The 464-nt window shown below is 61.9% G+C and carries 1 protein-coding gene; it reads right to left on the minus strand.

Annotated features, from left to right (window positions below; translation table 11 throughout):
- Window positions 1–461 (minus strand): branched-chain amino acid ABC transporter permease (locus tag MKD49_RS25775; RefSeq protein WP_252697717.1); only part of this gene is annotated, 461 nt, incomplete at its 3' end.
- Window positions 462–464 lie beyond the last annotated feature (3 nt).

Genomic DNA, 464 nt, shown 5'->3' on the forward strand with positions numbered 1-464 from the left:
AGCAGCATGATCTGGGTCGGCGAGATCAGGGCACCGGCGATGTTGACCGGGGTCGAGGGCATGATCTGCGGGAACGGCAGCGGGCTGCGGCCCCAGATCATCATGGCGAAGGTCTGCAGCAGGATCGACACGCCGATGGCGGTGATCAGCGGCGCCAGACGCGGCGCGTTGCGCAGCGGACGGTAAGCGATGCGTTCGATCAGCAGGCTGACGATCACGCACACCGGAATGGCACCGACGATGGCGATGATCAGCTTGACGATGCCCGGCAGGTCAGGCGCGACCTGCTGCACCAATTTGAGGATCGACAGGCCGACCATGGCGCCCACCATCAGGATGTCGCCGTGGGCAAAGTTGATCAGGTTCAGCACCCCGTACACCATGGTGTAGCCCAGGGCGATCAGTGCGTACATGCTGCCTAGCACCAATCCGTTGATGATCTGCTGGATGAAAATGTCCATGAA

The organism is Herbaspirillum sp. WGmk3 (assembly GCF_023952535.1).
Classification (GTDB): Bacteria; Pseudomonadota; Gammaproteobacteria; order Burkholderiales; family Burkholderiaceae_D; genus Herbaspirillum; species Herbaspirillum huttiense.